Origin of the sequence: Salipiger sp. (assembly GCF_048261495.1) — a bacterium.
Lineage (GTDB): Bacteria > Pseudomonadota > Alphaproteobacteria > Rhodobacterales > Rhodobacteraceae > Salipiger.
In genome coordinates, this window is sequence record NZ_JBLXFX010000007.1 from 163,048 (window position 1) to 180,520 (window position 17,473).

The following is a 17,473-nucleotide window of genomic DNA, read 5'->3' on the forward strand; positions in this document are numbered from 1 at the left end:
TGTCCTCCCATTGATGAGCTGTCAGTCCCGCGGGTCTCAGCCCGCGTCCGTCTTCCGGGCCCGGCCCGCCTCCGCCACGATCAGGCGCACCTCCGCCGCCTCCAGCATCGAGGCGACACGGTCCGGCACGCCGTCGTCGGTGATCACCACGTCGATCCGCTCCAGCGCGCAGAGCACCAGGCTCGACCGGTTGTCGAATTTCGAACTGTCGACCAGCACCACCAGTTCGTCGGCCTGGTCGATCAGCTTTTCCTCGGCCTGGATCAGCAGCGGGTCCGCCTCCATCAGGCCCATCGGCCCGAGCCCGTGCGCGCCCATGAACATGCGGCGGGCATAGAAATGCCGGGTCATGTCGTTCTCGAAGGGCGACAGGATGATGTTCTGCTCGCGGTAGATCGCGCCGCCCGGCACCATCACCGTGTTCTTGGAGTTCTTCAGCAGATGCTCGGCGATGGGAAAGCTGTTGGTCAGCACCTGAAGGCGGCGGTTGGCCAGCGGATGCACCATCTGGAAGGTGGTCGTGCCGCCGTTGATGATGATCGGTTCGCCGTCGTCGCACAGCGCCACCGCCTCGCGGGCGATCAGCTGCTTCTGGTCCATGTGCAGCGTCTGATTGTAGGCAAAGGGCCGTCCGGCCAGCCCCGGCAGCGGCGGCGGCGTCAGCGCCTCGGCCCCGCCCCGCACCCGGCGCAGGCGCTTGGCCTTGTGCAGGGTGGCGATGTCCCGGCGGATCGTGGCCTCCGAAGTGCCGGTCAGCGCCACGCATTCCGCCACGGTCACGATGGGCCGCTCCTGGACGGCGGAAAGAATGATCCTGTGGCGTTCCGTCTCGTGCATCTGGTCCTCCCGTTGTCTTCAGCATGGACGATTCGCCGCATCAGTCAATCAGTAATTTTCATATTCGATCATGCTGCGCCGCAGAATGATCGAATATGATTGAAACTGGTTGACAGACAGCCTCGCGCCCCGCAGCTTTCCGTCAAGCGAGCGGCAAGGCCCTGCCGCGCCGATGGGAGGATCACCATGCTGACACGCGTCGAAAATCGCCTTGGAAATCTGTGGGATGCAGAGCGGGCGGCGGAAATGAGCGAGCCCGGGAAACTGCTCTACCGCTCCAACCTCCTGGGCTCGGACAAGCGAATCACGAACTACGGAGGCGGCAATACCTCGGCCAAGGTGATGCAGGCCGATCCGCTGACCGGCGAAACGGTCGAGGTGCTCTGGGTCAAGGGGTCAGGCGGCGACGTCGGCTCGATGAAGCTCGACGGCTTCTCGACCCTCTACATGGACAAGCTGCGGGCGCTGAAGGGGCTCTATCGCGGGCCCGAACACGAGGACGAGATGGTCGGCTACCTGCCCCATTGCACCTTCGATCTGAACCCGCGCGCCGCCTCCATCGACACGCCGCTGCATGCCTACGTGCCCCGCGCCCATGTCGATCACATGCATGCGGATGCGATCATCGCCATCGCCGCGTCGGAAAATTCGCGGGAGTTGACGCAGGAGATCTTCGGCGATTCGATCGGCTGGCTGCCCTGGAAGCGGCCCGGTTACGAACTGGGTCTGTGGCTCGAGAACTTCTGCCTCGAAAATCCGGAGGCACGGGGCGTCGTGCTGGAAAGCCACGGGCTGTTCACCTGGGGCGACACCGCCGAGGAGTGCTATGCCTGCACGCTCGACGTCATCAACCGGGGCATCGCCTGGCTCGAGGAGCGCACCGCCGACACCCCGGCCTTCGGCGGCGCGGCCCATCAGAGCCTGCCCCCCGCCCGGCGCCGCGCCGTGGCCGCCGCGCTGATGCCGCGCATCCGCGGCCTGGTCTCGGGCAATCAGCACATGGTCGGCCATTTCGACGATCAGGACGCGGTGCTGACCTTCGTCAATTCGGCCGACATGACGCGGCTCGCGCCGCTGGGCACCTCCTGCCCGGACCATTTCCTGCGCACCAAGATCCGCCCGCTGGTGATCGGCTACGATCCCGCGCGCGACAATCTCGACGAGGTGATCGAAAGCCTGCCCGCACAGGTCGACGCCTATCGCGCCGACTACGCCGCCTATTACGACCGCTGCAAGCATGACGACAGCCCGGCCTTGCGCGATCCCAACGCGGTGGTCTACCTCGTCCCCGGCGTGGGAATGATCACCTTTGCCAAGGACAAGGCGACCGCGCGCATCTCGGGCGAATTCTACGTCAACGCGATCAACGTGATGCGCGGCGCCGATGCGGTCAGCACCTATCGCGGCCTGCCCGAGCAGGAAGCCTTCGACATCGAATACTGGTTGCTGGAAGAGGCCAAGCTGCAGCGCATGCCGAAGCCCAAGTCGCTTGCCGGCCGCGTCGCGCTCATCACCGGCGGCGCCGGCGGCATCGGCGCGGCCACCGCCGAGCGTTACCTGCGCGAAGGCGCCTGCGTGGTGCTTGCCGACATCGACGAGGGCGCGCTGGCGAAAACGCAGGAGACGCTGGCGGCGCGGCATTCCGGGGACGTGGTGCGCTCGGTGGCGATGAACGTGACCGACGAAACCGCGGTGGCCGAAGCCTATGCCCGCGCCGCCGTCGAGTTCGGCGGCATCGACATCGTGGTGTCCAACGCCGGGATCGCCTCGTCCGCGCCGGTCGAGCAGACCACGCTCGACCTCTGGAACCGCAACATGGCGATCCTGTCGACGGGCTATTTCCTCGTCAGCCGCGAGGCGTTCAAGCTCTTGCGGACGCAGGGCCTCGGCGGGTCCATCGTTTTTGTCGCGTCCAAGAACGGCCTTGCCGCCTCGCCCAATGCCTCGGCCTATTGCACCGCCAAGGCCTCCGAGATCCACCTCGCGCGCTGTCTCGCCCTCGAAGGGGCCGAGGCCGGAATCCGCGTCAACGTGGTGAACCCGGACGCGGTGCTGCGCGGCTCGAAGATCTGGGAAGGCGACTGGCTGGACCAGCGCGCCTCGACCTACGGCACCGACAAGGAGGGGCTCGAGGAGATGTACCGCCAGCGCTCCATGCTGAAACGGTCGGTGCTGCCCGAGGATATCGCCGAGGCGGCCTATTTCCTCGCTTCGGACCTGTCCGCCAAATCCACCGGCAACATTCTCAACGTGGATGCGGGCAACGTGCAGGCCTTCACCCGCTGAACGACCGGACAGACCATCGGCAGGGCGGGCTCACCCCGCCCTGCCGCGACGACTTCGATCCGCGGGCGCGGATCACCAGGGGAGGATTATTCATGATCGACGCATCCGTCATCGCCGCGCAGAACGACCGACACGCCGCCGCGCTCGAAGCCGACTACGCGGCGCTCGGGGCGCATCTCGCCCGGCGCGGGATCGACATCGACGCGATCCGGGCCAGGGTCGCGGCCTATGGCGTGGCGGTGCCCTCCTGGGGTGTCGGCACGGGCGGGACGCGATTCGCGCGCTTTCCCGGCGCGGGAGAGCCGCGCGGCATCTTCGACAAGCTCGACGATTGCGGGGTGATCCACCAGCTCACCCGCGCCACCCCGAGCGTGTCGCTGCACATCCCCTGGGACAAGGCCCCCGCCGCCGACCTGCGCGCCAAGGCCGAAGAGGTCGGGCTGACTTTCGATGCGATGAATTCCAACACCTTCCAGGACCAGGACGGCCAGTCCCTCAGCTACAAGTTCGGATCGCTCTCGCACACCGATGCGGCGACGCGACAGCAGGCGATCGAGCACAATCTCGAATGTATCGAGATCGGGCAGGCCATCGGGTCGCGGGCGCTGACGATCTGGATCGGCGACGGCTCCAACTTTCCCGGACAGACCGACATGGGGCGGCAGTTCGACCGCTATCTCGACTCGGCCCGCGAGATCTACAAGGCCGTGCCCGGAGATTGGCGCCTCTTCACCGAACACAAGATGTTCGAACCGGCCTTCTATTCGACCGTGGTTCAGGATTGGGGGACCAACTACCTGATCGCGCAGGAGCTCGGCGACCGGGCTTTCTGTCTCGTCGATCTCGGCCATCACGCGCCGAACGCGAATATCGAGATGATCGTCTCGCGGCTGATCCGCTTCGGCAAGCTCGGCGGCTTCCATTTCAACGACAGCAAGTACGGGGATGACGATCTCGACACCGGCTCGATCGACCCGTTCCGGCTGTTCCTCGTGTTCAACGAACTGGTCGCGGCCGAGGGCAGCCCCGGCTTTGCCCCCGCGCACATGCTGGATCAGAGCCACAACGTCACCGATCCGGTGGAAAGCCTGATGTCCTCGGCCAACGAGGTGCGCCGCGCCTATGCGCAGGCGCTGCTGGTCGACCGCGTCGCGCTGGCCGGGTTCCAGGACGAGAACGATGCCCTGATGGCCGCCGCGACGCTGAAATCCGCGTTCCGCACCGATGTGGAACCGATTCTCGCCATGGCCCGGCGCGACGCCGGCGGCGCCATCGACCCGGTCGCGACCTTCCGCGCCGCGGGATACCGCGCGAGGGTGGCCGAAGAGCGCCCGGCGGTCAGCGGCGCGGGCGGGGGCATCGTCTGACGCCGCGCGGGGGCGGTTGTCCGCGGGCGACGGTCGGGAGCGGGCGGTGCGAAGGGGGGGTGGTACCACCTCCCCGGCTCGAACGGGGGACCTCTTGATCCACAATCAAGCGCTCTAACCAACTGAGCTAAGGCGGCACGTTCGGGGGAATTAGCGCCGATCCGGAACGATTGCAACCCCGAATTCCGCCCTCAGAGCGCACGATCCCAGTGCTGTTCCACGACCGCCCGGCCGAAGCTGACCTTCGCCTCGGACCGCAGCAGATCAAAGCCGTTCCGGGCATAAAGCGCACAGGCCGCGCGGTGGCTTTCATGGGTCCAGAGCACGATGCGGCGATACCCGGCAGCGCGCGCGAACGCCATGCAGGTGTCGAGCATCCGCTGCCCCAGCCGCTTGCCCCGCGCCTCGGGTTCGAGCAGGAAGAGCCGCAGCTTGGCGGTCTCGTCGTCAAGGCGCACGCAGAAGATCGAGCCGAGCCGCGCGCCGTCCTCGCGGGCGATCCAGCCCCGCTCGCGGTGCGCGTCATGCTCCGCTTCGAAGGCGATCAGGATCTCCTCGACCAGCGCCGGGAAACTCTCGTCGAAGCCTTCGTCGCGGGCGTAGAGCGCGCGGTGGCGCCCGACCAGCCAGTCGCGATCGGCCGCGGTATAGGGCGCAAGTTCCACGTCGGTCATTTCGCCGGTCCCTCCTTGCCGGACTTGCAAATCGCGCGGTCCGGGGCTACTTCCGGCCCATTCTGATACGAGGGCACCATGGGCATCAACAGCGAACGCGATCTTGAAGCCAACCTGCAGATCGGGCCGACCGATCAGGGCATGGTGCGCCTGTTCATCTCGGCCGGGGATCTCGAGGTTCCGATGGATTTCGACCCCGAAGAGGCCGAGGAAATCGCCGAGGAACTTCGCGCCGCCGCCGCCGCCGCCCGCAAGGTCAAGCCGCGCCGCTGACGCCGCGCGCGTTCTGTCGTCGAAAGATCGCCCCTAGCCCCGGCCGTCGAGCAGGGCTTCGGGATCGCGCATGGCCTGAAGGCGCCGGGCCGCGTGGATCGCGAAGCGCCGGATCAGCGCATTGCGCCGCGCGCCGGAGAGCTTGGTTTCCGGACCCATCCGCAGGATCTCGGCGTCGTAGGCATCCGCGATGATCAGCCCCGTTCCCTCCGGCAGCAGATCGGTCGGGAACAGGTCGTCCACGGCCCAGAAATACCGATCGCACCAATCGAGATAGCCGCTCCACTTGCCGTCCGATATGAAATCGGCACGGCTCGACTTGCATTCGACCACCCAGATCTCGCCCTTGGTGCCAAGCGCCATGACATCGACCCGCTTGCCGCGTTCGGGGACGAATTCCTCGACCACCGCAAAGCCGTGACCGGCGAGGTGCCGGCAGACGCCGCGGGCCAGCAACTGCCCCGGAAGGAGCGAGGAGTCGGAGATCAGAGCCATGTCCCGAATATGAACAATACGTGAACAAATGCAACCCCGCAGGGCCCGACACTTTAACGCGGCCTGCGACGCCCTAAGTCTTCGGGAGGCATATCAAGGAGGCCCCTGCATGGACGAGACCGGGATGACGCGGGCGCAGGCGCGCGGTGTGCGCCATGCGCGCGAACTCGAGGACCACCTGAGCTGGCTGGAGACCTTCTCCGGAACGGCGCTCGGCGTGCTGGCGGTGGCCTCGGGGATCTACACCTATCTCGGGGTGTCCTCGCTGCTGGACGACAACGGCGCCATGTCGGTTTTTGCCGCCATCGCCTATTCCGTCGCCGTCTCCGTGGGGATCTTCGTGTTCTGGTCCTACCTCATGCGGCTGTTTCCGGCCATGCGCACGACGCGCGGGCGGGTCGGGCTGATGGGGGCGATGGCGGTCGGCTCGCTGGCGATCGTTGCGATGTCCTCCTGGCTCAATGCCGCGGCGCTGGCCGGGTCGGCGGCGGTGGAACAGCACCTCGCCCGGACGGTGCAGGACTACCAGGGATCGCTCGAACGCGCGCACGAGATTTCCCTGTCCGCACAAGGCCTTCAGCGCGACGTGGCGCGGGTCCGCCAAAGCTTCGAGGACCTGTCGGAACAGGAGGCCGCGGGATCGCTCTCGGGTCTTGCGGGGCGCGGTGCGGTGTTCCGGGTGCTGCGGCAGAAATCGGCGGAACTGACCGCGCTGGAGGATCAGATCGCCCTGCAGACCGCCCCGGTCGAGGATGCCTTTGCGCGGGGCAACGCGATCCTGTCGCGGATGCGCGCGCTCACCGTGGAGCCCGGCCCGGTCGAGGCGCGCTCGGTCGAATTCTCCGAATCGGCGGTGGAACTGCAGGGCCTCATCGCGCAGCTTCGCCAGCTCTCGGTCGCGCCGCTGGTGCAGCGGGCGGCGCAGGATCTCGTGGCCTCCGTGGTGCTGCCCGAGCTTGACGGTCAGACCGAGGAGACCCGGGGCAGCCAGGCGGCGACCATCACCTCGGTGCTGGACGTGCTGGCGCAGCGGGCGACGACGCTGGAGAGCGCGGCGCGGGAGGTCATGACGATGGCGCCGGCGCCCGAGGTGACCTACACGCCGGTGTCCTCCGCCGATGCGGTGATCCTCTATGCGCGAAACTTCGTGCCCTCCTGGGCCGGGGCGATCGCCATCGACCTGCTGCCCGCCGTGCTGGTCTTCATCCTGGCCATCACCCACGGCGCGATCCGCGACGGGCGCGACGGGGCGGGCATTTCCGACACCATGACCCTGGCCGAACTGCGCGCCGCCCTGCATGCCGCGCGGGACGTTGAGGAGGCGATGGAGCACATGCCGGACCGCAGCGCCCCTGCCCCTGCACCGGCCTCCGCCACCCCGCCCCCCGCGCCCGCCACGGGGCCCGAGCGGCCCGCCACGGCGGAGCGGGAGATGCCGGAGCACGAGGCGCAAGTCCAGCGCCTGCCGGGGAAATCCGCGTGAGCACGGCGACCGGATCGCGGCGCGGCAACCTGGTCGCGCGTATCCTGACCGGGGTGCTGATCTTTCAGCTCGGCATCGGCGGGCTGCTGATCCTGGGCGACATGCAGGGCGGCGGCGGGCTGTCGCTGCCGGGCTTCGGACCCGACACGCCGCGCCTGTCGGACCCGGTGCGGCCCGGCGATCAGCGCCGCACCTTCACCCCCTCGCGCGATGCGCCGCCCCTGTCGCCGCTGCGCGATCCGGGCAAGCTGCCGGACCGGCTGGCGCTGAGCCAGGTCGCGGGCGGGCTGTGGCGGCTGGAGGGCGGAATCGACGACGGCGACGGCGCGCGGGTCGCCGAGCTGATCGACGCCGCCACCCCGGAGGTCGAGACGCTGATCCTGCAGAGCCCCGGCGGTTCCGTACGGGACGCGCTCGAACTCGGGCGGCACCTGCGCGAGCGGGGAATCGGCACCCGGATGCTGTCCGGGGAATACTGCTATTCCGCCTGTCCCTACCTTCTGGCCGGGGGTGCGACGCGCGAGATCGAGGAGGGCGCCTCGGTCGGGGTGCATCAGCACTACTTCGGCGAGAACACCTTTCTGCCGGCCTTTGTCGCGGTCGAGAGCATCCAGCGCGGCCAGGGCGAGGTGATGGCCTATCTCGACGAGATGGGCCTCGATCCGCGCGTCATGCAGCCTGCAATGTCAACGCCTTCCGATGAAATCTACATCCTTCTGCCCGAAGAGCTGGAACGCTACGGCTTCGTGACCGCGCCGCAGGAGTGATTTTTGCGGCGCCCCCTTGCCGGAAGCCGGGGCGCGGATTATCTCGGGATCAGGCGGGTTCTGCGCTTCTCGTGACATGGTTGCATTCCGGTGGCCTTAAGCAATTCCGAGGGAGTTGGCTCTGTCCGGGCCCTGGTCCGGTTACCTGACGCCCACCTGTATATACAGGTCCTCGGGAATGAGATAACCCCACGGTAGATGTGGTTCCCGCCGCTTCGCTTTCGTACCCGAACCGCGTACGTCCCGTACGCCGGTGGGGTACATTCCCCCCGAAAAACCCCCTGATGACGGCCCTTTCCCGGCCGGAGGACACGCGCCGTACGACTGGTACGCCGCGGATGTACCATTGCCGCGCCGGGACATGAAAAAGCGCCCCGGAGGGCGCTGTTCGCTCGATGGGGTCCGGGTGGCGGAGCGGTCGCGCCCGCCCGACCGCGTTCAGGGACGGCGGCGCGGGGCGAGGCGATCGCGCGCCGGCGCGTCGGCCCGGATGCGCAGCGGCTCGGCCCGGAGGCGGGGACCGCCGGAGGGGGTGTCGTCGTCTTCGGCCATGCGCATGACGGTGATGGCGAACTGCACCCCCGCGAAGACCAGCCCGTTGAAGAACCACAGCAGGAAGAGCGCGAGGCCGCCCGCATCGCTCTGCGTCACGAGATGGCCGAGGTTGCCCACGTCGAACCACAGCAGCATGGCCACGAACCCGGTGGCGAGGCCGAAGCCCGCGAGGCACTGACGGATGTAGAGTCGGACGAGTTGCGGCATGGATGATCTCTCCCTTGGTAACGGGAAGGTAATACCGCCGTGCGCCGGGGCAAGGGTTTCGTGATGCGGCGCGGCGAAAAGACACCGGCGGGCAGATGCGACGTCGCGTCCGGCGCCGCGGTGCGGGCGCCGCGAATTGCGGTTGACGCATCGGGCGATCCCGGGTCCGATGGACCGGGAGCGGGACCGTGCCGGACCGCCGCAGGAGTGAAAGGAGCCGTCATGCCGTCGAACGACGTTCTGTCCCTGATCGGGGATGCCCCGCATTTCCGCTGGAACATGCTCGCCCCGCTCGGCACGCCGGTGGTGGTGACCTACAGCTTTCCGGACAGCGCCGCGCCCTATGCCGACGACCGCTCGGCCGCGAGCTTCGACGGTTTCACGGCGGCGCATCAGGTCTACATCCGCACCGCGCTGCAGACCTGGAGCGCGGCGGCCGGGCTGACCTTTGTCGAGGTGCCCGCGGGCCGGGGCGACATCCGCTTCACAATGTTCGACATGACCGGGCTCGACAATGCCACGGGCAACCAGGTGAGCGGCTTCGGCTACTACCCGGATTTCAACTGGGTCTCGGGCTCGGTTCCGCCGGGGGCGCAGTTCGTCAACCTGCGCGACACGCTCGGCGGGGACGTGTTTCTGAACTCCGTCTTCTATGCGGACAGCGCGGCCAGCATCGCGCCGGGACAGCGCGGCTATTCGATCCTGCTGCACGAGATCGGTCACGCGCTGGGGTTCAAGCACCCGTTCCAGGGCAGCTACGTGATCGACCCGGCGCATGACAACGGCATCTTCACCATCATGTCCTACGATCGTCCGCGGTCGACCACCGCGCTCGGCAGCGTCGACCGGGAGGCGCTGACCTATCTCTACGGAGCCCCGGGCGAGAGCCTGACGGCGCGCTACGATGCGCGCCTCGACGCGGTGGAGATCACCGGCCCCGCCACCGCCAGCGTGCTGCTGTCGGCCTGGGGCGGGCGCAACGACATCTTCGGCGGCGCCGGGGCGGATACCATCGTCGGCGATGTCGCGGGCGACTGGCTGTCCGGGGCCGGCGGCGACGACAGCCTGTTCGGGCGCGAGGGCAACGACACGCTGGAGGGCGGCGCCGGGGCCGATGCCTTCGACGGCGGCGAGGGGCGCGACGTGGTGACCTACGAACATTCCACGCGCTCGGTCCGGATCGATCTGCAGGATGCCTCGCTGATGTACGGGGATGCGGTGGGCGACACCTATGCCGGTATCGAGGTGTTCCGCACCGGCGACACGGTCGACCAGCTGCGCGGCGACGACGGGGAAAACATCTTTTACGCCGGAGGCCTGTCGGATCGCCTGTACGGGCGGCGCGGCGACGACGTGCTGCTGGGCCAGGACGGCGCGGATGCCTTCTATGGCGGGCTCGGGGCGGACACGATGACCGGCGGCGACCAGGCCGACCGGCGCGACCGCTACATCTATTTCGCGGTGCAGGAATCCGGGGTCGGCGCGGGCAATCGCGACGTGATCACCGATTTCGTCAGCGGCGAGGACCGGATCGAGATCTCGCGTTTCGACGCGGATGTGACGCAGGGCGGCAAGCAGGCCTTCACCTTCGTGGGCGAGGCGTTCTTCAGCGGCACGCCGGGGGAATTGCGCTACGGCCATTCCTCGGTCGCGACCATCGTGCAGATCGACCTGGACGGCGACCGCCGACCGGATTTCGAGATCCAGCTCAACGGCATCATGGATCTGAGCGAGGCGGATTTCCTGATCTGACGGGCGCCGGCGCGGTTCTTGCGGTATTCGGCCTTGCGGCGACGGCCTGCCCGATTTCGAGATCGGGCCGACCGGGATCATGGCGCTTTCGGCCGCAGATTTCCGCATCCGGCCTCCCGGCGCGCGCATCGCGCTGCCCGCGGGGGCGGCTCAGAAGGCTTCGGGGCGTGCCTCGCGGGCCATGTGGTCGAGCACGGCGTTGACGAAGCTCGGCTCCTTGCCCTCGGGGAAGAAGGCGCGGGCGACGTCGACGTATTCGGTGATGACCACGCGCGGCGGGGTGTCGCTGCCGACCAGTTCCGCCCCGGCGGCGCGGAACAGCGCGCGCAGGGTGGTGTCGATGCGGGCGATGGGCCACTTGGCGACGAGGGCGCGGTCGGTCATCTGGTCGATCTTCGCCTGCCAGTTCACCGCATCGGCGGTGATCTTGCCGAACAGGGTGATGTCGCCCTCGACCATCTCCACGCCTTCCTCGATCTCGGCGCCGAAGCGGTGATCGACGAATTCGTGCTGCACCTTCTCGACGGTCTGGCCGGACACCTCCATCTGGTACAGCGCCATCACGGCATAGAGCCGCGAGGCGGATTTCATCCGGCGTTTCTGATTGCCGGAGGGGGCGGCGGGCGTGGTCATGCGGTGTCTTTTCCCTTGGAACCGCCCGCGAGCTGAATCTCGTCACGGGCGGGCACGAATCCCACCCCGGAGCGGGCGCCGCCCCACCTACGGGTGAGCGCGATCAGATGCAAGGCCGCCGCGGCCGCGCCGCCGCCCTTGTTCTGGCCCGCCGATTCGGCGCGGACACGGGCCTGATCGTAGGTCTCGACCGTGAGGATTCCGTTGCCGATGCACAGCCCCTGCAGCCCGAGCAGCGTGAGGGCGCGCGAGCTGTCGTTGCAGACCGTGTCGTAATGGGTCGTCTCGCCGCGGATCACGCAGCCGAGCGCCACGTAGCCGTCGAAATTCGACATGCGTTCGGCGATCCCGATGGCGGTCGGCACCTCGAGCGCGCCGGGCACCTCGACCAGCTCGTGGGTGCCGCCGGCGGCCTCGATCTCGGCCCGGGCGCCGGCGACCAGTTCGGCGGCGATCTGCTTGTAATAGGGCGCGACGACGATGAGGATCTTCACCGGCTTGTCGAACTCCGGGCGGGCGAGCGTGTGGTGCTCTTCGTTCATCGCCATCAGCGGTCTCCGATCCTGCGCGTTCCGGTGATCTCGAGCCCGTAGGCATCGAGGCCGACCACCTTGGGGGTCGGGGAGTTGGTGAGAAGGATCAGCCGCGACAGGCCGAGCGAGGACAGGATCTGCGCCCCGAGCCCGTACTGGCGCAGCGTCTTGGGCGACACCTCGTCGCCGACGTCCAGCTTCATCGAGGTGTCGCGCAGCAGCACGACGACCCCCCTGCCCTCGTCCGCGACGGCCTGCATGGCGTTGCGGAATTCATCCGCCCGCCCGGAGGGGCCGGTGCCGACGATGTCGTGCATCGGGTCCATCGCGTGCATCCGCACCAGCACCGGTTCGGGGGTGGTGATGTCGCCCCGGCTGAGCACGATGTGTTCGTCGCCGTGGGTGGTGTCGGTATAGATCCGCATGTCCCAGTCGCCGCCGAATTCGGAGGTCACCGTCTCGTGCTTGTTGACGCGCACGAGATTGTCGTTGCGGCGCCTGTAGGCGATCAGGTCGGAGATGGTGCCGATCTTGAGATTGTGGCGCTGCGCGAAGGCGACCAGTTCGGGAAGGCGCGACATGGTGCCGTCCTCGTTCATGATCTCGCAGATCACGCCGGCGGGGTTGAGCCCGGCAAGGCGGGCGACATCCACCGCCGCCTCGGTATGGCCGGCGCGCACCAGCACGCCGCCGTCCTTGGCGCGCAGCGGAAAGACGTGGCCCGGGGTCGCGATGTCCGCCGCCCCCTTGGAGGCGTCGATGGCGACGGCGATGGTCTTGGCGCGGTCGGCGGCGGAGATGCCGGTGGTCACGCCTTCGCGGGCCTCGATCGAGATCGTGAAGGCGGTCTCGTGGCGCGAGGAATTGTTGATCGACATGAGGTGCAGGCCGAGCTGGTCGATGCGCTGCGAGGTCATCGACAGGCAGATCAGCCCGCGCCCGTGCGTGGCCATGAAGTTGATCGCGTCGGGGGTGGCCCATTGCGCGGGAATGACGAGATCGCCCTCGTTCTCGCGGTCCTCATGGTCCACCAGGATGAACATGCGGCCGTTGCGGGCATCCTCGATGATTTCCTCCACCGAGGAGATGGCATCTTTCCAGTCGCCTTCGACCGGACCGGGGGTTTCGTAATCCTGCATGGTGCCTCTCGCCTGTTCGTTCCTGCGAAATAAGAGATGTGCGCGGAAATGGCTAGGGCGGTTTTGGTCGATGCACCGCCGGGGCGGGCTGCATCGGGACATTGCGGGCCGGAACGGGCCGGGAGGCGGCTCAGTCGAAGAGGTCGTCGAGCAGGTCGAACAGGCCCTTTGCGGCCTTGCGCCCGAGGGTCTTCCTGCGTTTCACCTTTTTCGCCTTGCGCGGGCGCGGGTCGGGCGGGGCCGCGCGGCGCGGGGCGGGCCGGTCGGCGCGCAGCATCTTGAGCGCGTGCAGCGGCGCGCCGCAGGAGGCGCAGGCGAGCTCGTGGCGCCCGGCGTCGAGCACCAGCGCGGTACGGGCGCCGCAGTAGCAGCAGGTGGCGATCTTGGTGGTATGGGACATGTCGGCGATATGGGGGGCGTCGGCGGGGATTTCAAACGCGGCCGGGTCGGCTGCGTCGGGGGCGGAGTCCGTGCCGCCGGCCCCTCCCCCGTGCTGCCGCCCGCCCGCTGCGGTCAGGGGCGCGCGGCGTAGAGCGCGACGGCGGCGGCGTTGGAGACGTTGAGCGAGCCGAAGCCGCCGGGGAAGTCGATGCGGACGAGCTGGTCCACGGTGTCCCTGGTCTTCTGCCGCAGGCCCGGCCCCTCGGCGCCGAGCACCAGCGCGACGGCGCGGTCGCGCCTCTCCGCCAGCGCGGTTTCGATGGTCTGCTCCGCCTCGCCGTCGAGGCCGAGCACGATGTAGCCCATCGCCTGCAGCGCGACGATGGTGTCGGCGAGGTTGCGTTCGCGCAGGTAGGGCTGGCGTTCGAGCGCGCCCGAGGCGGTCTTGGCCAGCGCCCCGGTTTCGGGCGCGGCGTGGTGGATGGTGCCGATCACCGCCTGCGCGCCGAAGACCTCGGCCGAGCGCAGGATGGCACCGACGTTGTGCGGGTCGGTCACGCGATCCAGCAGCACGACGCGCGGCGGCCGCGTGCCGTCGCCGAGCGCGACCTCGTCCAGCTTGCCCCAGTCGAGCGGCCGCACCTCGAGCGCCACGCCCTGGTGGACCGATTGCGGGTCGAGCGGGGCATCGAATTTCCGGGGGTCGCGCACCTCGGGGGTGATGCCGGCGGCGGCGACGGCCTCCTCGAGCTTGATCAGCGCATTGGGCGTGACGATCAGCTGCAGCTTTTCCCGGCGCGGGTTGAGCAGCGCGTCGCGCACCGCGTGATGGCCGAACAGCCAGACGGTTTCGGCGGCCCGGGCCTTGCGGGCCTGTTCCTTCTCCACCACCCATTTCGGTTTCTTGACCATGGTCCGCGCCTTTCCTGAAAGGTCCGGTTTCCTTGCCCTGACGAGGATGCATCCGCAAGGGAATTTCCTGTTGACGGCCATATGGACCGCATGTAATCAGCCGACCACGCCGGGCGACCGGCGGAAAGTGGGCGACAGGCCGCAAGGTGTGGCAGGGGACTGTAACTCCCTCGCGGAGACGCACGCCTGGTTCGATTCCAGGGTCGCCCACCACTTTCCCTCCGCATATCTCCGCACCCGTTCCGGGATGCTGTCCGCGCGGCAGTGACCCGCGCCGCGGAACCGGCGAAATGCCGCCGGGATCGGGCGGCCCGGCGGGCGATCCTTGCCGATGGCGGGCGATTTTCCCGATCCCCCGTGCCATTTGCCGCGCCCCTGCCCTACATGCATCCCGAACCCGCGGCCGCACCGCGGCCCCAGACTGCCGGAGAGCCCATGAAAGCCCTGATGATCGCCGCCCTTCTCGCCACCACCGCCTGCACCGGGGCGGTTGCCGAAAACCCGGTCCGGGCGGTGTCGCTGGCCGATATCTCGGGCAACATGACCTTCAACCAGTACCGCGCGAGCAAGGGGCTGAAAAAGCTGAGCCCGAACCCCCGGCTGACCGCCGCCGCGCGCGCGCACATGCGGGACATGATGCGCAACGGCTTTTTCGGCCATGACGGCACCGACGGCTCCCTCGTGGGGGAGCGGGTCACGGCGCAGGGCTACGGCTGGTGCGAAGTGTCCGAGAATCTCGGCAAGGGGCTCGCCACCGAGCGGCAGGCGGTGGCGGCTTGGCGGACCTCGCAAAGCCACAACTGGGCGATGCTGCGCGGCGATGTCAGCGAATACGGGCTCGCGCATGGCAAGGGCGGCTACTGGGTGCTGATCGTCGCGCAGCCCTGCTGAGCGGGGTCCGCAGAGTGACCGTCCCTCCCGTGGTGACGGAGCGCGGAAGAGGCCCGCGTGTGGGCGCTTTCGAATAGGGCGCGTGAGGGGAGCCTTCAGTCCCCGGCGCGCAGGCGCGAGAGCAGGTTGGTCAGCGCAAAGGCCAGCGTGGCGGCGCAGACGATGGAGGGGCCGGCGGGCGTGTCGAACAGGAAGGCGCCCCAGAGCCCGCCCAGCGCCGAGACCGCGCCGAGCACGGCCGCGATGACGGCCATGGCCTCGGGGCTGCGCGCCAGCGGACGGGCGGCGGCGGCGGGGATCAGCAGCATGGCCCCGATCAGCAGCGCCCCGACGACCTTGATCGCCACGGCCACGGTGACGGCAAGCGCCAGGGTCAGCACCAGTTGCTCGCGCTTCGGGTCGAGGCCGGAGGCCCAGGCCAGGTCGGGCGAGACGGTCGCCGTCAGCAGCGCCTGCCAGCGCCAGGCGATCAGCCCCGTGACCAGCGCCGCGCCGCCCCAGATCACCGCGAGGTCGGTGCGGGTCACGGCGAGGATATCCCCGAAGAGATAGGCGGTGAGGTCGACGCGCACCCCGTCCACGAAGGTGATCGCCACGAGGCCGAAGGCCAGCGCGCCATGCGCGAGCACCCCGAGCAGCGTGTCGATGGCGAGTCCCCTGCCGGTCAGCCCCGACACCACCAGCGCCATGACCAGCGACACCACAAGCGTGCCCGCGACCACCGGCAGCGACAGCGCCAGCGACAGCGCCACGCCGAGGATCGCCGCATGGGCGGTGGCATCGCCGAAATAGGCCATGCGGCGCCAGGCCACGAAACAGCCGAGCGGCGCCGCGGCCAGCGACAGGCCGAGCCCGGCGAGCGCCGCGCGGGTCAGGAAATCGTCGAGCATTCAGGTCCGCTCCGGCTGATCGTGGTCGTGGTCGTGGGGGTGAGGGTGGGCATGGCCGTGGTCATGCCCCTGCGCATGGCCGTGGTCGTGGTCATGTCCGTGGTCATGACCGTGGTCATGTCCGTGGCCGTGGTGGTGGGCGTGATCGTGTTCGTGGCGGTAGAGCGCCAGCGCCCCGTGGGTGCCGGTGCCGAAGAGCGCACGGTATTCCGCCGCGCGGGAGACGCTTTCGGGATGGCCCTCGCAGCAGACATGCCCGTTGAGGCAGACGACGCGGTCGGAGGCGCTCATCACCACGTGGAGTTCGTGGCTGACCATGACCACCGCGCAGCCGAGATGGCCCCGGATGTGTTCGATCTGGCGGTAGAAGGCCGCGGAGCCCGGCTGGTCGAGCCCCTGCGTCGGCTCGTCGAGCAGCAGCAGCTCGGGGCGCGACAGCAGCGCGCGGGCCAGCAGGACGCGCTGGAACTGCCCGCCGGAGAGCGCGGCCATGGGGCGGTTGCCCAGCGTCTCGGCCCCCGCCTCGACCAGCGCGGCGCGGCGGTCGTCGCGCCCGACGCGCTGCGGCAGCGACAGGAAGCGGTTGACGGTCATCGGCAGGGTCGGGTCGATCTGCAGCTTCTGCGGCACGTATCCGACCCGCAGCCCCGGCTTGCGCCGCACCTCGCCCGCCTGCGGCACGATGGCCCCCGCGAGGCTGCGCAGCAGGGTCGACTTGCCCGAGCCGTTGGGGCCGACGATGGTCACGATCTCGGCGGGGTCGACGTGGAAATCCACCCCGCTCAGAACCGGTTGCGCGCCGAAGCTCACGCTCAGCCCGGTGGCGGCGATGAGGCTCATGCGGCCTCCGCGCAGCGCGGGCAGAGGCCTTCGGCCTCGACCACGATCCGGTCGAGCACGAAGGCAAGACCGGCCGACGCCTCGCGCACCGCCTCGGCGATGCGGCGCGAGGGCATCTCGGCCACCGCCTTGCAGGAGCGGCAGACGAGGAAGGCTGGCGCGTGGCGTTCGCCGGGGTGGGCGCAGGCGACGAAGGCGTTCAGCCGTTCGATCTTGTGCGCGAAACCGTGCGCCACGAGGAAATCCAGCGCCCGGTAGACGGTGGGCGGCTGCGCGCCCTGGCCTTCGGCCCGCAGCACGTCGAGCAGTTCGTAGGCCCCCATGGCGCGGTGTTCCTGCAGCAGGATTTCAAGCATCCGCCGCCGCTGCGGGGTGAATTGCAGCGCCTGCGCGGCGCAGGATTCCTCGGCGGTGGCGAGGGCCTGGGCGATGCAGGCGTCGTGATCGTGGCGGGCAAATCCCAGCGTGTCCATGCGGTCGGCTCCTTTCAGGGGTTGATATGTTATATCATCCCGGCTATCAAGCCTCCTGCGAACGTTATACTATAACAGGAACCCC

The 17,473-nt window shown here is 68.7% G+C and carries 19 protein-coding genes, 2 tRNA genes and 1 other RNA gene; 9 read left to right on the forward strand and 13 right to left on the reverse strand.

Annotated features, from left to right (window positions below):
- Nucleotides 1-36: 36 nt before the first annotated feature.
- The gene (locus tag ACN0RJ_RS15425) at nucleotides 37-837 is read right to left on the reverse strand and encodes a DeoR/GlpR family DNA-binding transcription regulator (RefSeq protein ID WP_417724823.1); all 801 of its coding nucleotides are present in this window, start codon (nucleotides 835-837) and stop codon (nucleotides 37-39) included.
- Between the two features lie 186 nt (nucleotides 838-1,023).
- Here ACN0RJ_RS15425 and ACN0RJ_RS15430 point away from each other — a divergent pair, with 186 nt between their 5' ends.
- Both ACN0RJ_RS15430 and rhaI read left to right on the forward strand, forming a co-directional pair.
- Nucleotides 1,024-3,123: a bifunctional rhamnulose-1-phosphate aldolase/short-chain dehydrogenase gene (locus tag ACN0RJ_RS15430; RefSeq protein WP_417724824.1), complete on the forward strand. Its 2,100-nt coding sequence runs from the start codon at nucleotides 1,024-1,026 to the stop codon at nucleotides 3,121-3,123.
- A 92-nt stretch (nucleotides 3,124-3,215) separates the two neighbouring features.
- A complete protein-coding gene (gene rhaI, locus ACN0RJ_RS15435) occupies nucleotides 3,216-4,490 on the forward strand; it encodes an L-rhamnose catabolism isomerase (RefSeq protein ID WP_417724825.1) in 1,275 nt (424 codons plus the stop codon).
- A 60-nt stretch (nucleotides 4,491-4,550) separates the two neighbouring features.
- Here the strand turns inward: rhaI and ACN0RJ_RS15440 are convergent.
- Nucleotides 4,551-4,627 (reverse strand) — tRNA-His (locus tag ACN0RJ_RS15440).
- A 54-nt stretch (nucleotides 4,628-4,681) separates the two neighbouring features.
- Nucleotides 4,682-5,164, reverse strand: coding sequence for a GNAT family N-acetyltransferase (locus tag ACN0RJ_RS15445; protein ID WP_417719715.1), 483 nt, complete (start codon nucleotides 5,162-5,164; stop codon nucleotides 4,682-4,684).
- A gap of 78 nt (nucleotides 5,165-5,242) precedes the next feature.
- Here ACN0RJ_RS15445 and ACN0RJ_RS15450 point away from each other — a divergent pair, with 78 nt between their 5' ends.
- Nucleotides 5,243-5,437 carry a DUF6324 family protein gene (locus tag ACN0RJ_RS15450; RefSeq protein ID WP_417719716.1) on the forward strand — a complete coding sequence of 65 codons (195 nt, stop codon included), beginning with the start codon at nucleotides 5,243-5,245 and terminating at the stop codon, nucleotides 5,435-5,437.
- 33 nt (nucleotides 5,438-5,470) lie between these two features.
- On the opposite strand, the gene ACN0RJ_RS15455 is transcribed toward ACN0RJ_RS15450, so the two are convergent.
- The gene (locus ACN0RJ_RS15455; RefSeq protein ID WP_417724826.1) at nucleotides 5,471-5,932 is read right to left on the reverse strand and encodes an MmcB family DNA repair protein; all 462 of its coding nucleotides are present in this window, start codon (nucleotides 5,930-5,932) and stop codon (nucleotides 5,471-5,473) included.
- A gap of 109 nt (nucleotides 5,933-6,041) precedes the next feature.
- On the opposite strand from ACN0RJ_RS15455, the gene ACN0RJ_RS15460 reads away from it, so the two are divergent.
- From ACN0RJ_RS15460 to ssrS, 3 genes are all read left to right on the forward strand, one after another.
- Nucleotides 6,042-7,415 (forward strand): hypothetical protein, encoded by a 1,374-nt coding sequence (locus ACN0RJ_RS15460; protein ID WP_417724827.1) that lies wholly within the window; start codon nucleotides 6,042-6,044, stop codon nucleotides 7,413-7,415.
- Nucleotides 7,412-8,182, forward strand: a complete 771-nt coding sequence (locus ACN0RJ_RS15465) for a hypothetical protein (protein WP_417724828.1) — start codon at nucleotides 7,412-7,414, stop codon at nucleotides 8,180-8,182. The genes ACN0RJ_RS15460 and ACN0RJ_RS15465 overlap by 4 nt, the downstream gene beginning before the upstream one ends.
- Nucleotides 8,183-8,236: 54 nt before the next feature.
- A non-coding RNA gene (gene ssrS, locus ACN0RJ_RS15470) (6S RNA) lies at nucleotides 8,237-8,393 on the forward strand.
- Between the two features lie 227 nt (nucleotides 8,394-8,620).
- Here ssrS and ACN0RJ_RS15475 read toward each other — a convergent pair.
- On the reverse strand, nucleotides 8,621-8,944 hold the full coding sequence (locus tag ACN0RJ_RS15475) for a hypothetical protein (protein ID WP_417719720.1): 324 nt from the start codon (nucleotides 8,942-8,944) through the stop codon (nucleotides 8,621-8,623).
- A 222-nt stretch (nucleotides 8,945-9,166) separates the two neighbouring features.
- On the opposite strand from ACN0RJ_RS15475, the gene ACN0RJ_RS15480 reads away from it, so the two are divergent.
- On the forward strand, nucleotides 9,167-10,696 hold the full coding sequence (locus tag ACN0RJ_RS15480) for a M10 family metallopeptidase C-terminal domain-containing protein (RefSeq protein WP_417724829.1): 1,530 nt from the start codon (nucleotides 9,167-9,169) through the stop codon (nucleotides 10,694-10,696).
- A 150-nt stretch (nucleotides 10,697-10,846) separates the two neighbouring features.
- Here ACN0RJ_RS15480 and nusB read toward each other — a convergent pair whose 3' ends face one another.
- The 5 genes from nusB to rlmB form a co-directional block, all read right to left on the reverse strand.
- Nucleotides 10,847-11,329, reverse strand: a complete 483-nt coding sequence (gene nusB / locus ACN0RJ_RS15485) for a transcription antitermination factor NusB (RefSeq protein ID WP_417719722.1) — start codon at nucleotides 11,327-11,329, stop codon at nucleotides 10,847-10,849.
- On the reverse strand, nucleotides 11,326-11,877 hold the full coding sequence (locus tag ACN0RJ_RS15490; RefSeq protein ID WP_417719723.1) for a 6,7-dimethyl-8-ribityllumazine synthase: 552 nt from the start codon (nucleotides 11,875-11,877) through the stop codon (nucleotides 11,326-11,328). Before ACN0RJ_RS15490 ends, nusB begins: the two co-directional genes overlap by 4 nt.
- Nucleotides 11,877-13,001, reverse strand: coding sequence for a 3,4-dihydroxy-2-butanone-4-phosphate synthase (gene ribB, locus ACN0RJ_RS15495; protein WP_417719724.1), 1,125 nt, complete (start codon nucleotides 12,999-13,001; stop codon nucleotides 11,877-11,879). Before ribB ends, ACN0RJ_RS15490 begins: the two co-directional genes overlap by 1 nt.
- 130 nt (nucleotides 13,002-13,131) lie before the next feature.
- Nucleotides 13,132-13,401 (reverse strand): hypothetical protein, encoded by a 270-nt coding sequence (locus ACN0RJ_RS15500; protein WP_417724830.1) that lies wholly within the window; start codon nucleotides 13,399-13,401, stop codon nucleotides 13,132-13,134.
- Nucleotides 13,402-13,514: 113 nt separating this feature from the next.
- Complete coding sequence (gene rlmB, locus ACN0RJ_RS15505; protein ID WP_417724831.1) at nucleotides 13,515-14,294, reverse strand: 23S rRNA (guanosine(2251)-2'-O)-methyltransferase RlmB; 780 nt, start codon at nucleotides 14,292-14,294, stop codon at nucleotides 13,515-13,517.
- Nucleotides 14,295-14,423: 129 nt separating this feature from the next.
- Between rlmB and ACN0RJ_RS15510 the strand changes: the two genes are divergently transcribed.
- Nucleotides 14,424-14,507, forward strand: a tRNA-Tyr gene (locus tag ACN0RJ_RS15510).
- Nucleotides 14,508-14,729: 222 nt separating this feature from the next.
- Entirely contained in the window at nucleotides 14,730-15,185 is a 456-nt protein-coding gene (locus tag ACN0RJ_RS15515) for a CAP domain-containing protein (protein WP_417724832.1), read from the forward strand.
- 95 nt (nucleotides 15,186-15,280) lie between these two features.
- On the opposite strand, the gene ACN0RJ_RS15520 is transcribed toward ACN0RJ_RS15515, so the two are convergent.
- The 3 genes from ACN0RJ_RS15520 to ACN0RJ_RS15530 are packed head-to-tail and all read right to left on the reverse strand — an operon-like array spanning nucleotide 15,281 to nucleotide 17,388.
- The gene (locus ACN0RJ_RS15520; protein ID WP_417719728.1) at nucleotides 15,281-16,075 is read right to left on the reverse strand and encodes a metal ABC transporter permease; all 795 of its coding nucleotides are present in this window, start codon (nucleotides 16,073-16,075) and stop codon (nucleotides 15,281-15,283) included.
- The gene (locus tag ACN0RJ_RS15525; RefSeq protein WP_417724833.1) at nucleotides 16,076-16,915 is read right to left on the reverse strand and encodes an ATP-binding cassette domain-containing protein; all 840 of its coding nucleotides are present in this window, start codon (nucleotides 16,913-16,915) and stop codon (nucleotides 16,076-16,078) included.
- On the reverse strand, nucleotides 16,912-17,388 hold the full coding sequence (locus ACN0RJ_RS15530) for a transcriptional repressor (protein WP_417719730.1): 477 nt from the start codon (nucleotides 17,386-17,388) through the stop codon (nucleotides 16,912-16,914). Before ACN0RJ_RS15530 ends, ACN0RJ_RS15525 begins: the two co-directional genes overlap by 4 nt.
- Between the last annotated feature and the right edge of the window lie 85 nt (nucleotides 17,389-17,473).

Bases quoted from the DNA above. Each gene is read 5' to 3' on its own strand.
- ACN0RJ_RS15525 (WP_417724833.1), bottom strand. From the start codon at position 16,915: ATGAGCCTCATCGCCGCCACCGGGCTGAGCGTGAGCTTCGGCGCGCAA.
- ACN0RJ_RS15480 (WP_417724829.1), top strand. From the start codon at position 9,167: ATGCCGTCGAACGACGTTCTGTCCCTGATCGGGGATGCCCCGCATTTC.
- ACN0RJ_RS15450 (WP_417719716.1), top strand. From the start codon at position 5,243: ATGGGCATCAACAGCGAACGCGATCTTGAAGCCAACCTGCAGATCGGG.
- rhaI (WP_417724825.1), top strand. From the start codon at position 3,216: ATGATCGACGCATCCGTCATCGCCGCGCAGAACGACCGACACGCCGCC.
- ACN0RJ_RS15520 (WP_417719728.1), bottom strand. From the start codon at position 16,075: ATGCTCGACGATTTCCTGACCCGCGCGGCGCTCGCCGGGCTCGGCCTG.
- ribB (WP_417719724.1), bottom strand. From the start codon at position 13,001: ATGCAGGATTACGAAACCCCCGGTCCGGTCGAAGGCGACTGGAAAGAT.
- ACN0RJ_RS15460 (WP_417724827.1), top strand. From the start codon at position 6,042: ATGGACGAGACCGGGATGACGCGGGCGCAGGCGCGCGGTGTGCGCCAT.
- ACN0RJ_RS15425 (WP_417724823.1), bottom strand. From the start codon at position 837: ATGCACGAGACGGAACGCCACAGGATCATTCTTTCCGCCGTCCAGGAG.
- ACN0RJ_RS15500 (WP_417724830.1), bottom strand. From the start codon at position 13,401: ATGTCCCATACCACCAAGATCGCCACCTGCTGCTACTGCGGCGCCCGT.
- nusB (WP_417719722.1), bottom strand. From the start codon at position 11,329: ATGACCACGCCCGCCGCCCCCTCCGGCAATCAGAAACGCCGGATGAAA.
- ACN0RJ_RS15455 (WP_417724826.1), bottom strand. From the start codon at position 5,932: ATGGCTCTGATCTCCGACTCCTCGCTCCTTCCGGGGCAGTTGCTGGCC.
- rlmB (WP_417724831.1), bottom strand. From the start codon at position 14,294: ATGGTCAAGAAACCGAAATGGGTGGTGGAGAAGGAACAGGCCCGCAAG.
- ACN0RJ_RS15490 (WP_417719723.1), bottom strand. From the start codon at position 11,877: ATGGCGATGAACGAAGAGCACCACACGCTCGCCCGCCCGGAGTTCGAC.
- ACN0RJ_RS15430 (WP_417724824.1), top strand. From the start codon at position 1,024: ATGCTGACACGCGTCGAAAATCGCCTTGGAAATCTGTGGGATGCAGAG.
- ACN0RJ_RS15475 (WP_417719720.1), bottom strand. From the start codon at position 8,944: ATGCCGCAACTCGTCCGACTCTACATCCGTCAGTGCCTCGCGGGCTTC.
- ACN0RJ_RS15530 (WP_417719730.1), bottom strand. From the start codon at position 17,388: ATGGACACGCTGGGATTTGCCCGCCACGATCACGACGCCTGCATCGCC.
- ACN0RJ_RS15515 (WP_417724832.1), top strand. From the start codon at position 14,730: ATGAAAGCCCTGATGATCGCCGCCCTTCTCGCCACCACCGCCTGCACC.
- ACN0RJ_RS15445 (WP_417719715.1), bottom strand. From the start codon at position 5,164: ATGACCGACGTGGAACTTGCGCCCTATACCGCGGCCGATCGCGACTGG.